Origin of the sequence: Nocardioides sp. YIM B13467, from assembly GCF_042788075.1 — a bacterium.
Taxonomy (GTDB): Bacteria; Actinomycetota; Actinomycetes; order Propionibacteriales; family Nocardioidaceae; genus Nocardioides.
The window spans coordinates 820,360-832,201 of sequence record NZ_JBHZPJ010000046.1 but is presented as its reverse complement, the minus strand read 5'-3'; the positions used below and the strand labels follow the sequence as shown (position 1 = coordinate 832,201).

At 69.4% G+C, this 11,842-nt stretch carries 12 protein-coding genes; 7 read left to right on the top strand and 5 right to left on the bottom strand.

Translation table 11 applies throughout. From position 1 onward, the window contains the following. The first annotated feature begins 124 nt into the window (after window positions 1-124). From ACFX43_RS11120 to ACFX43_RS11110, 3 genes are all read left to right on the top strand, one after another. Complete coding sequence (locus ACFX43_RS11120) at window positions 125-598, top strand: RDD family protein (protein WP_378820619.1); 474 nt, start codon at window positions 125-127, stop codon at window positions 596-598. Window positions 599-662: 64 nt separating this feature from the next. After that, entirely contained in the window at window positions 663-1,445 is a 783-nt protein-coding gene (locus tag ACFX43_RS11115) for a DUF6612 family protein (RefSeq protein ID WP_378820616.1), read from the top strand. A 74-nt stretch (window positions 1,446-1,519) separates the two neighbouring features. Continuing rightward, window positions 1,520-2,359, top strand: coding sequence for a class I SAM-dependent methyltransferase (locus tag ACFX43_RS11110; RefSeq protein WP_378820613.1), 840 nt, complete (start codon window positions 1,520-1,522; stop codon window positions 2,357-2,359). Between the two features lie 3 nt (window positions 2,360-2,362). Here ACFX43_RS11110 and ACFX43_RS11105 read toward each other — a convergent pair whose 3' ends face one another. The 3 genes from ACFX43_RS11105 to lipB all read right to left on the bottom strand — a co-directional run bounded on the left by ACFX43_RS11105 (window position 2,363) and on the right by lipB (window position 4,868). Then, complete coding sequence (locus tag ACFX43_RS11105) at window positions 2,363-3,073, bottom strand: DUF4191 domain-containing protein (RefSeq protein ID WP_378820610.1); 711 nt, start codon at window positions 3,071-3,073, stop codon at window positions 2,363-2,365. 31 nt (window positions 3,074-3,104) lie between these two features. Continuing rightward, entirely contained in the window at window positions 3,105-4,049 is a 945-nt protein-coding gene (gene lipA / locus ACFX43_RS11100) for a lipoyl synthase (RefSeq protein ID WP_091040837.1), read from the bottom strand. An 81-nt stretch (window positions 4,050-4,130) separates the two neighbouring features. Beyond that, entirely contained in the window at window positions 4,131-4,868 is a 738-nt protein-coding gene (gene lipB / locus ACFX43_RS11095) for a lipoyl(octanoyl) transferase LipB (RefSeq protein WP_378820607.1), read from the bottom strand. Between the two features lie 197 nt (window positions 4,869-5,065). Between lipB and ACFX43_RS11090 the strand changes: the two genes are divergently transcribed. Then, on the top strand, window positions 5,066-5,797 hold the full coding sequence (locus tag ACFX43_RS11090) for a hypothetical protein (protein ID WP_378820605.1): 732 nt from the start codon (window positions 5,066-5,068) through the stop codon (window positions 5,795-5,797). A gap of 68 nt (window positions 5,798-5,865) precedes the next feature. On the opposite strand, the gene sucB is transcribed toward ACFX43_RS11090, so the two are convergent. Then, window positions 5,866-7,668, bottom strand: coding sequence for a 2-oxoglutarate dehydrogenase, E2 component, dihydrolipoamide succinyltransferase (gene sucB / locus ACFX43_RS11085; protein WP_378820602.1), 1,803 nt, complete (start codon window positions 7,666-7,668; stop codon window positions 5,866-5,868). Window positions 7,669-7,884: 216 nt separating this feature from the next. Continuing rightward, window positions 7,885-9,411 carry a leucyl aminopeptidase gene (locus ACFX43_RS11080; protein ID WP_378820600.1) on the bottom strand — a complete coding sequence of 509 codons (1,527 nt, stop codon included), beginning with the start codon at window positions 9,409-9,411 and terminating at the stop codon, window positions 7,885-7,887. Window positions 9,412-9,488: 77 nt separating this feature from the next. Between ACFX43_RS11080 and gcvT the strand changes: the two genes are divergently transcribed. The 3 genes from gcvT (at window position 9,489) to ACFX43_RS11065 (ending at window position 11,832) form a co-directional block, all read left to right on the top strand. Next, window positions 9,489-10,631, top strand: coding sequence for a glycine cleavage system aminomethyltransferase GcvT (gene gcvT / locus ACFX43_RS11075; protein ID WP_378820597.1), 1,143 nt, complete (start codon window positions 9,489-9,491; stop codon window positions 10,629-10,631). Between the two features lie 82 nt (window positions 10,632-10,713). Next, a complete protein-coding gene (locus ACFX43_RS11070) occupies window positions 10,714-10,971 on the top strand; it encodes a hypothetical protein (protein ID WP_355022011.1) in 258 nt (85 codons plus the stop codon). Between the two features lie 30 nt (window positions 10,972-11,001). Next, window positions 11,002-11,832 carry a PhzF family phenazine biosynthesis protein gene (locus ACFX43_RS11065; protein ID WP_378820594.1) on the top strand — a complete coding sequence of 277 codons (831 nt, stop codon included), beginning with the start codon at window positions 11,002-11,004 and terminating at the stop codon, window positions 11,830-11,832. The last annotated feature ends 10 nt before the right edge of the window (window positions 11,833-11,842 follow it).

Genomic DNA, 11,842 nt, shown 5'->3' with positions numbered 1-11,842 from the left:
AAATTACGAAGGGACGGTTGCACAGGAGTGTCGCAAATGTTTCAGGCATGTAACAGGTTGTGTGATTTGATCGGCAACCATCCCGGATCTCACCCCTCAAGACGTTGCCGCCTACGCTTACGACGTGACCAGTTCCGCCACTCCTGCGACGCCCACTCTGCCTTATGACACCGCGAGCTGGGGCAGGCGCGTCCTGGCCCTGTTCATCGACTGGCTCGCGTCGTCGCTGGTGGCGTCGGTCTTCCTCGGCGTACGGGCCCTGCCGTTCGGGTCGCTGCTCGCCGGTGTCGACCCCCGGCCGACCGACAACCTGTGGATCCTGGTCGTCTTCATCGTGCAGACGGCGGTCTTCACCACGCTCGGCGGCGGCTCCTTCGGCAAGCTCGTCACTCGCCTGCGTACGGTGCGGGTCACGGCCGGTGAGCCGGACCTACGCCCGCTCGATCCGCTGCGGAGCATCGCCCGTCAGATCCTGGTCGTCCTCGTCGTACCGCCGCTGGTCTTCCGTCCTGACCGGCGCGGGCTCCACGATCTGGCGGCAGGTACGGCGACCGTCACGCTTCAGACCTATCGACACGTGTTTCGCCGGGTTGGTTGAGAGGCATCCGGGGGTAGGTTTGACCGGTCAGCCGCAAGCAGCGGCAAACACGAAGGGAAGCTCAATGACGCTCAACCGTACTCTCGGGCCACGTGGCCTCTGGCGCCGCGCCGCTGTGGCAGGCGTGCTGGCCGTATCGCTCTCGGGCCTGGTGGCCTGCGGTGGCGGTGGTGGGGCCGGCGGCGCCAGCGAGGGTGACTCGGTCTCGGCCGAGGAGATGACCGAGGTGATGAAGAAGGCGACCGACATCGACACCGCCCACTTCACCACGAAGATGGACGCGAAGGCGTCGGGTCAGACGGTCTCGATGACCGGCGAGGGCGACATCCAGAAGGAGCCGCCGGCGCAGCACTCCACCATGAAGATGAGTGGTGGCTCGATGAACATGGATCTGGAGACGATCCTTGTCGACGAGAAGATCTACATCAAGGGCATGATGGGCGACTCGTGGGTGACCGCGAGCACCGAAGACCTCGCCAAGATGGGCGGCACCAGCCTGGAGTCGATGAGCAACCCGCTCGCGTTCTTCGAGGGCATGGAGGAGTCCATCAAGTCCTCCAAGTTCGAGGGCGAGGAGAAGCTGGACGGCACCGACACCAAGCACTACAGCTTCACCGTCGACTCCGCGGGGCTCGCCGAGAGCCTCGGCGCCGACAGCACCAAGGGCATGCCCAAGACGATCGACCAGGACATCTGGGTCGACGGCGACGGCCTGCTCCGCAAGGCCGAGGTCGGCATGGGCGACATGGGCACCGTCGAGATGGTCCTGTCCAAGCACGGCGAGGACGTGACCATCGAAGCGCCGCCGGCGGACCAGGTCACCGACATGCCGAGCATGGCCGGCTGACAGCCAGTTCGTACGCAGCAGGGCCGGTCCCCGAACGGGGACCGGCCCTGTGCCGTTCGTGGGACCGTGTCTGCATGACTCTCGACCACGAAATCACCCGGCAGATCGAGGCCAACCGGGCCAACTGGGACGCTCGTACGCCGATCCACGTCGCCAGCGCCTTCTACGGCATCGACGGGTCGCGGCCCGCGGAGTCGTGGTTCGCCGACTACGAGTGGAGCGACCTCGGTGAGCTGTCCGGCCGCGAGGTCGTGCATCTGCAGTGTCATCTCGGCACCGAGACGGTGGCGTTCGCGCAGCGGGGAGCGGTGACGTACGGGCTGGACATCTCGGCCGAGGCCGTGGCCGCGGCGCGCCGGATCGCCGCCGAGCGCGGGCTGGCCGTCGACTACCACGAGGCCGACGTCCACGACGCCGTCGAGGTCCTGGGCGCCGGCCGGTTCGACGTCGTCTACACGGGCAAGGGCGCGGTCTGCTACCTACCCGACATCGACCTGTGGGCGCGGGTCGTCCACGATCTGCTCAAGCCCGGCGGGTTTCTCTACCTGGCCGAGTTCCACCCGCTCCTCGACGCTCTCGGCGAGGTGCCGGAGCCGGGGCGGGAGGACTCCCTGGAACTGCGCCACGACTACCTCGCGGGCCGGGGCGCGATCGCGAAGGACTCGACCCACACCTACACCGACGGCCCGGCCCTGAGCACCGCCACGACGGCGTACGAGTGGCGTCACGGGGTCGGCGAGGTCGTCACCGCTCTCGCGGGCGCCGGTCTACGGATCGAGGTCGTACGCGAGGACGAGCGGCTGCCGTGGCCCCGTTTCCCGTCCATGGTGGCGGGGGAGGACGGCTGGTTCAGGCTGCCCGAGCAGGCGCCCCGGATCCCGCTTCTCTACGCGATCCGGGCACGCCGGCTGTGACGGTCAGCGGCCGCGGAGGTTGCCGCGCATGCCCTTCATCGAGGTCGGGACCGGGCCCTTCGGGATCGGCATGGTGCCGCGGGTGGCGTCGACGGCCTTGAGGCGGTTGAGGATGTCGGTGATCTCGGGGCCGGAGACGTTGCGGCCGATCTTGGTGACGTGCTTGGTCAGCTGCGGCAGCGGCACCTCGTCCTCACCGTTGCCGGCCACGACGGTCGTGATCGGCACCTCGGACAGGACGCGGGCGTGGGTGCGCTTGGTGCTGGCCAGCAGCGAGCGCACCTTGCTCGGGCTGTTGCCCTCGCCGACGAGGACGACTCCCGGAGGACCGACCACGCGGTGGACCAGCGTCTGGCTGCGCGGCTCGACACCCACGGCCTGGGTGACGGTCCAGCCTCGGCGGAGCATGGTCAGGGCGGCGTAGCCGCCACCGACCTGGCCCTCGAGCCGGGCGTACATCACCTTCTGCGCGCGCCGCGAGAAGACCACCATCGCAGCGAGGAGGCCGGCCAGCAGAGCGCCGACGATCGTGAAGATCCAGGAGAAGATGCCCTCGCCGGGCAGGAACCAGAAGATCACGCCGGCGACCGCGGCGACGACCACGAAGATCGAGCCGAGGATGAGGCCGATCTTGGGGTCTGACTGCTTGGTGAGCTTGTAGGTCTCCACCATCTGCTGGCGGCGACTCATGCTGCTCGGGTCGGTCTGGGACATCTTCCTCTTTCAGTTTCTCGTACGCAGGGACTCAGGCCACGGAGGAGGCGTCGCGCGCCTCGATCGCCTGACGGTACAGCCGACCGGCGCGGTAGGACGAACGAACGAGCGGACCGGACATGACGCCGGAGAAGCCGATCTCCTCGGCCTCGGCCTGGAGCTCGATGAACTCCTCGGGCTTGACCCACCGCTCGACCGGGTGGTGGCGCACGCTCGGGCGCAGGTACTGCGTGATCGTGATCAGCTCGCAGCCGGCCGCGTGCAGGTCGCGCAGCGCCTCGGAGACCTCTTCGCGGGTCTCGCCCATGCCGAGGATCAGGTTGGACTTGGTGACCAGGCCGAAGTCGCGAGCCTGGGTGATCACGTCGAGCGAACGCTCGTAGCGGAACGCCGGACGGATCCGCTTGAAGATCCGCGGGACGGTCTCGACGTTGTGCGCGAGGACCTCGGGACGGGACTCGAAGACCTCCTGGAGAAGCTCCGGGATGCCGTTGAAGTCGGGGATGAGGTTCTCGACGCCGGTCTCGGGGTTGAGCTCGTGGATCTGCTTGACGGTCTCGGCGTAGAGCCAGGCACCACCGTCGGCGAGGTCGTCACGGGCGACGCCGGTGATGGTGGCGTACTTCAGGCCCATGGTCTGCACGGACTCGGCAACGCGGCGGGGCTCGTCGCGGTCGAGGTCGGTCGGCTTGCCGGTGTCGATCTGGCAGAAGTCGCAGCGCCGGGTGCACTGGTCGCCACCGATGAGGAAGGTGGCCTCGCGGTCCTCCCAGCACTCGAAGATGTTGGGGCAGCCGGCCTCCTGGCACACCGTGTGCAGGCCCTCGGACTTCACCAGCGCGGTGAGCTCCTTGTATTCCGGCCCCATCTTCGCTTTGGTCTTGATCCACTCCGGTTTGCGTTCGATCGGAGTCTGCGCGTTGCGGACCTCGAGACGGAGGAGCTTGCGACCTTCTGGGGCAGGAGCTTGAGTCACCCCACAAGGGTACGCCGCGTGGTGGTGGAACCTCGAAGGCAGGCGGCTACTGGTCGGTCACACCGACCGTCGCCGGCCCGCTCAGCCCAGGCTGGGGGAGAGCAGCGGAACCCGTGGCGTCTTCGCCGGGTCCGGCTTGGCCTCGAGGCTCGGGCCCTGCTCGTAGTCGCGCCAGGAGAGCATCTCCGCGATCTGCGCGTGGAGCACCGGCATCGCCTCGGCGTTGCCGATCTGCCGCCCGGCCTCGATCGAGAGGGTGGTGACTCCGGCGTCGGAGATACCGCACGGCACGAACCGCTCGTACCAGCCCAGGTCGACGTCGCAGTTCAGCGCGATGCCGTGCATGGTCACGTGCTGGCTGACCCGCAGCCCGATCGCACCGACCTTGCGCTCCAGGCGGCGTACGCCGTCAGGAGTCTCGCCAGCGGGCAGCCACACGCCGCTGCGGCCGGGGACACGGTAGGCGGTGACGCCGAACTCGGCGCAGGTGCGGATCATCGCCTGCTCCAGGCGGCGTACGAAGTCGACGACCTTGACCTTCTCCGGCAGCCGCACGATCGGGTAGGCGACGATCTGGCCGGGGCCGTGGAAGGTCACCTCGCCACCGCGGTCGACGTCGATCACCGGGGCGCCGCCGGGATCCGCAGGCCGGTCCTCCGGCTTCGTACGCTTCCCCGCGGTGTAGGTCGGCGGGTGCTCGAGCAGCAGCACCGTGTCGGGCTCTTCGCGGTCGACGACGCGTTGATGGACCTGCTTCTGCAGCTCCCAGGCGTCCAGGTAGTCGATCGTCCCGACCTCAACGAAGCGCAGCTCAGTCACACCGAGATCGTACGCCCCGGGCCGAGCCGGACGGGCAGTGCCCGGAATCGTGGAACGCCGGCTCGGCCGGATAACGGTTTGGCGATATCCCCGCGGAGGTAAAGAGATTGTGCGCAGAATGCGCGTGTTTCGACTGACTGCGCTCGGGAGCGATCGGTCTCCGGATCAGTCTTGAAAGGCACACAGAAGTGCACACCATGAAGTACGGTCACCGACTCGCGGCGGCCGCTCTCGCGCTCAGCGCGATGTCCACCCTCGCCGCGTGCGGTGGGAGCTCGGAGAAGGCTGGCGAGGCCGCCGCGGAAGGGCCGGGGTTCGAGGCCGGCGCCAAGCTGACGAAGGCCGAGGCCGAGCAGCTGATCGACACCGCAGCTGAGGCAATGTCGACGATCCATGTCGAGATGGGCATCAAGGCCGTCGAGGACGGAGCGAGTGTCAGCGCCTCCAGTGAAGGTGATTACCAGCGTGAGCCGGTGGTCTCCCAGACGAAGCTGACGGTGGACGAGGCCGATGGCCAGACCGTCATGGAGATCATCGCCATCGACGAGACGACCTACGTGCGGATGGACAACGACAAGGAGTGGATGAAGGACGACGGCATGTTCAGCGGGTTGGTCTCCGCGCTGGTGCCGAGCCCGTACAGCCTCTTCGAGGACCTGCGTGGAGAGGCAGATGACGACTCGACCACCTATGTCGGGCAGGAGGACGTCGACGGCGCAGATCTCGCGCACTACTCGTTCGCGGTCGATGAGGACGTCACCGGAGAGGGCGACGGCACTCTCGAGGGCTGGTTCGACCCAGCGGGCCAGCCGATCCGCCTGACCATGGCCATGGGAACGGGCAACGAGATCAAGATGGACCTCAGCAAGCACGGGGAGAAGCTCACCGTCACCGAGCCGGCGGCCGAAGAGTTGATGGACGACGCCTGACCCGTACGCCTGATCTCATGAAATGAGAGACGCCCCGGAGCCGTCGGCTCCGGGGCGTCTCTGCATGCTCAGAGCTCGAACTGAGCCGCCTCGAGGCGCTTCTTGACGTCCTGGAGGAAGCGGCCGGCGTCGGCGCCGTCGACCAGACGGTGGTCGTAGGTCAGCGCGACGTTGACCATGTAGCGCACCGCGATCGTCTCGCCGAGGTCCGGGTCGTCGATGACGACCGGACGCTTCACGACAGCACCCGGGCCGAGGATGGCGACCTGCGGCTGGTTGATGATCGGGGTGTCGAAGAGCGCACCGAACGATCCCAGGTTGGTGATCGTGAAGGTGCCGCCGGAGAGCTCGTCCGGGGTGATCTTGTTGTTGCGCGTGCGGTCCGCGACGTCCGCGATCTTCTTCGCGATGCCGGCGATCGAGAGGTCGCCCGCGTCCTTGACGACGGGGGTCAGCAGACCCTTCTCGGTGTCGACGGCGAAGGCGATGTTCTCGCGGTCGTAGTAGGTGACCGTGCCGGCCTCGATGTCGATCCCGGCGTTGAGCTTCGGGTGCACCTTGAGCGCGTCGATCGCGGCCTTGGCGAAGAACGGCAGGTAGGTCAGCTTGACGCCCTCGCGCTGCAGGAACCCGGCCTTGTTGGCCTCGCGGAGGCGGGCGATGTTGGTGACATCGACCTCCATGACCTGGGTCAGTTGAGCCGCGGTGTGCAGCGACTCGGTCATCCGCTCGGCGATCACCTTGCGCAGACGCGAGATCTTCTCGGTGGTGCCACGCAGCGGCGACGGGGCCGCGGGGGCGGCGGAGGAAGCAGCCGGAGCAGCCGAGGCCGCCGGAGCGGCGGCTGCCGGGGCAGCGGCCGGAGCCGACTTCGCGGCGGCCGCCTGGAGGATGTCCTCCTTGCGGACGCGGCCACCGACGCCCGAACCCTGGACGGTGTCGAGGTCGACGTTGTGCTGGGCCGCGAGCTTGCGTACGAGCGGGGTCACGTAGCCGCCGGGCTGGATGGCCGGGGAACCGTCGGTGGACGGCGCGGCGTGGGCCGGGGCCGCAGGAGCCGGAGCAGAGGGGGCGGGCGCGGCCGGGGCGGGCGCGGCCGGAGCGGGCGCGGCCGGAGCCGGCGCGGGTGCGGCGGCGGCCGGAGCAGGCTCCGGGGCAGGAGCCGGCTCGGGCTCGGGGGTGGGCTCCGGGGCCGGGGCGGCGGGCGCGGGCTCGGAGGCCGGGGCGGCGCCGGCGTCACCGACGAGCGCCAGCACGGCGCCGACCTCGACGGTCTCGTCCTCGGCGACCTTGATCTCGAGCAGGGTGCCGGCGACCGGCGAGGGGATCTCGGTGTCGACCTTGTCGGTGGAGACCTCGAGCAGCGCGTCGTCGACGGCGACCGTGTCGCCGACCTGCTTGAGCCAGCGGGTGACGGTGCCCTCGGTGACCGACTCACCCAGCGCGGGGAGAGCAACCTCGGTGGCGTTTCCGCCGGCGGCGGGCGCCGGAGCGGCAGGCGCGGCGGGCTCGGCGGGTGCCTCGGGCTCGGCCGGAGCTGCCGGAGCCTCGGGCTCGGCGGCGGGAGCCGCAGCCTCGGGCTCGGCCACGGGCGCGGCGGGCTCCGCGGGAGCGGCATCGGCGCCGGCCTCGTCGGCAGCGCCGATGACGGCGAGCAGGCCACCGACCTCGACGGTGTCGTCCTCGGACGCCTTGATCTCGAGCAGGGTGCCGGCGACCGGCGAGGGGATCTCGGTGTCGACCTTGTCGGTGGAGACCTCCAGCAGGGCCTCATCGACCGCAACCGTGTCGCCGACCTGCTTGAGCCAGCGGGTGACGGTGCCCTCGGTGACGGACTCGCCGAGGGCCGGGAGAGTTACTTCGGTGGCCATGGATTCCTTCGTTCTACGTCTGTTCGTTGCTCTACTTGTATGTCCGGACACGCGCGTCACCACGACCGAGCACGAGGGCTCGGCGAGGAGAGAGTCGCATCGGTCTGGGCCGACACCTGCCCGACGCACTCATGATGCCGCCAGATGTGCGGCCAAGGGCGTCGATCACGGAGCCCATCTTGTCACTACCCCCGCAGCGCTGTGTCAACCGGACCACTACTGATCGGTAGCCATCTCGCGTACGTAGTCCACCAGTGTTGCCACCGCCACACCCGTGCCTCCGGGAGTGAGATGTCCGGAGGCGCCGCCACTGTTGAAGGACGGTCCGGCGATGTCGAGGTGGGCCCAGGGAAGACCGCCGGTGAACTCGCGCAGGAACGCGGCTGCGTACAGCCCACCGCCCCAGCGGATCCAGTCGTGCTGGTTGAGGTCAGCCACCTTGGAGGAACGGATTCGCTCGTCCATCCATTCCGGGATGGGCATCGGCCACATCTGCTCGCCGGCGACGTCGGCGGCGGCGAGAACACGGTCGACGACGTCCGCGGAGCCGAGTACGCCGCTGACCCGGTCACCCAGCGCCATCACCATGTGACCGGTGAGGGTGGCGACGTCGATGATCAGGTCCGGCGAGACCTCGGTGGCCCGCACCAGGGCGTCGGCGAGGATCATCCGACCTTCGGCGTCCATGTTGGAGACCTCGACGGTCGTGCCGCCGTAGTGGGTGACCACGTCACCCGGGCGGTAGGACGAGCCGGAGACCATGTTCTCCGCCATCGGCACGAACGCGGAGACCTTCACCGGCAGCCCGAGGCGGGCGATCGCGAAGGTCGCCTGGGCCACCGCGGCGGCACCGGCCATGTCCGACTTCATCGTGGACATCGAGCTGCCCGGCTTGATGGTGAGGCCGCCGGAGTCGAAGGTGATGCCCTTGCCGACCAGTGCGATGTGGCCACGCGCGTCGTCGGGGGCGTAGGTGAGCTCGACCAGGCGCGGCTTGGCCGCCGAGCCCATGCCCACCGCGAGGATGCCGCCGCAGCCGAGCTCGGCGAGCTGCTCCTCGTCGTACACGCTCGTCTCGACGCCCTCGACCAGCCCGGCCACGTGCGCCATGGCGTCGGCGAACGCCGCGGGAGTCAGGTCGGCCGGCGGGATGTTGACCCACTCGCGCGTGCCGGCGACCGCCTGCGCGAGGATCTGCGCCTCCTCGAAGGCGGTGACCGCGTCCGTACGCCGCGCGATCGCGCTCAGGATCGCGACATCGCTCGGCCCGTTGCCGTCCCCACCAGACTTGCCGCTGTTCGACTTATAGGTGGTGTAGGTGTAGCCGCCGAGGACGTAGCCCTCGGTGACGGCACGGACCAGGTCGGGGGTGTCGGCGGGAAGGGACACGGCGACGGACGTCGCGTTGGGCACCGCGCGGGCCGCGGCGCCGGCGGCGCGGCGTACGGCATCGGCCGAGTAGGTCCCGTCCGCACCGGGCTTGCCGAGCCCGACCAGCACGAGGAGCTGGGCGCCGATCTCGTTCCCTGCGGGCAGGCGGGTGATCTCGCCGGCCTTGCCGCTGACGCCGAGGGTGGCGAGCATCCCGCGCCACCGGCGACCGTAGGCGGCCTTGACGTCCTCCGCGCCGGCGGTCACCTCGACAGCCTTCGCGCCCTGGCCGATACCGACGACGACCGCCTCGGCACGGGTCTTGGCGGGGGAGGCGGTACGCAGCGTGTAGGTGATGTCAGGCAGGGTCACGCCGTGCAGTCTAGGTGTGGCGCGCCCGGAGGGGGCGCGGACCGGGGAGTGTCGGCCTGGTGCGATAAGTTCGCGGTATGGCTGAAGAGACCTCCACGGGGGGCGGGTCGGAGCTGCTCCAGTCCCCTCTGCACGAAAACCACGTCGGGCTCGGCGCGAAGTTCGGTGAGTTCGGCGGCTGGTCGATGCCGCTGGAGTATTCCGGCGTCGTCAAGGAGCACACGGCGGTCCGTGAAGCCGTCGGGGTCTTCGACGTCAGCCACCTGGGCAAGGTCATGATCAGCGGGCCGGGTGCGGCCGACTTCGTCAACGCGTCCTTCACCAACGACCTCAACCGGATCAAGCCGGGCAAGGCCCAGTACACACTGTGCTGCGACGAGGCGACCGGCGGCATCGTCGACGACCTGATCGCCTACTACCGCGACGACGAGCACGTCCTGATCGTTCCCAACGCCGCCAACACCCCGGAGGTCGTGCGTCGGCTCCAGGAGGCCGCGCCCGAGGGGATCAACCTCGCCGACCACCACCGCGACTACGCGGTGCTCGCCGTCCAGGGGCCGAAGTCCGACGAGCTGCTCGAGGCGGTCGGGCTGCCGGCCGGTCACGAATACATGTCCTTCGTGGAGGCGGCCGCCCCCGACATACTCGGTGACGAGATCGGCGTCGTGGTGTGCCGCTCCGGCTACTCGGGTGAGCGTGGCTACGAGCTGATCGTCGCCAACGAGGCCGCCGGCGCGCTCTGGGACGCGCTGCTGTCCCGGGGCGAGGAGCTCGGCGCGGTGCCGTGCGGGCTCGGCGCCCGCGACACCCTGCGTACGGAGATGGGCTACCCGCTCCACGGCCAGGACATCGCCCTCGACGTCACCCCCAACGAGGCCGGCCTCGGCTGGGCCGTCGGCTGGAAGAAGGATGCCTTCTGGGGCCGCGACAAGCTGGTCGCCGAGAAGGAGGCCGGCCCGAAGCGCGCCCTGCGCGGCATAGTCGCTGTCGGCCGAGGCATCCCACGTCCACACATGACCGCGTCCCTGACCGCCGACGTGCCGGTCGGCGAGGTCACCTCCGGCACCTTCTCGCCCACGCTGAAGAAGGGCGTCGGCCTGGTGCTCGTCTCGACCACGGTCAACCCCGAGGCCGAGATCGGCATCGACGTACGCGGCCGCCGCGAGATCTTCCAGCTCACCAAGCCTCCCTTCGTTCCCTCGCACGTTCGGGAGGGCTGATGAGCGAGCGCCAGCGAGCGACCATTCAGTCATTCATGCCGCCGCGTCCGTATTCTGGCGCTTGCGCTACGGAGGTGGCGGCATGAGCATCCCGGACGTTCCCTCGGTGTTCAAGCAGCCCACCGCCGCGGACCGGCCGTGGTGGTGGCAGCTCGTCGACGCCTCGGGTGCCGAGGTGTCGGTCGACGGGGACCTCGCCGGCCAGCGCTTCGCCAACCAGAGCGACGCCGAGTCATGGGTGGGCGAGGTCTGGCAGGACCTCCTGGACGCGGGCGTGGCCGCGGTGGTGCTCTTCGAGCACGACCGGCAGGTCTACGGTCCGATGAAGCTGACCGCCTGAGGCTCTCCGGCCACGGCTAGGCTCTCGCGGGTGAGTGCCTACGAGTTCCGCCAGGTCGACGTCTTCACCAACGAGCCCCTGCTGGGCAACCCGGTCGCCGTCGTACACGGGGCCGACGGCCTGACCGACGAGCAGATGGCTGCCTTCGCGCGGTGGACCAACCTGTCCGAGACCACGTTCCTGCTGACCCCGACGGACCCGGCTGCCGACTACCGGCTGCGGATCTTCACGGTCAGCGGCGAGCTGCCGTTCGCGGGACACCCGACGCTCGGGTCGGCACACGCGTGGCTGGAGGCGGGCGGGAAGCCCAAGGGCGCCAGCCTGGTGCAGGAGTGCGGCGTCGGTCTGGTCGAGCTGCGCAGTGACGACCGGATCGCCTTCGCCGCGCCGGAGCTGCGCCGGGGTGGCGAGGTCGACGAGGACACTCTGGGTGCCATCGCCAACGGCCTGCAGATCGAGCGCGGCGACATCAAGGACGCGCGGTGGTGCGACAACGGGCCGGGCTGGGTCGGAGTGATGCTCGCCGACGCGGAGGCTGTGCTCGCCGTGACGCCCGACCACGCCGCTCTGGGGAGTCACAAGGTCGGCCTCGTCGGGCGCTACCCCGAGGGCAGCGAGTGCGCGGTCGAGGTCCGGGCGTACTTCCCGGCCGACGGCGTCGCCTTCGAGGACCCGGTCACCGGGTCGCTCAACGCCGCGCTGGGGCAGTGGCTGGCTGGGTCGCAGCTACCGGAGGCGTACGTCGCTTCTCAGGGGACCGCCATGAGGCGGAAGGGACGTGTGCACGTCGAGCGGGTCGGGGATCAGGTGTGGGTGGGCGGAGACACACTGACCACCATCCATGGGACGGTGGAGGTCTGACCTAGGCTGG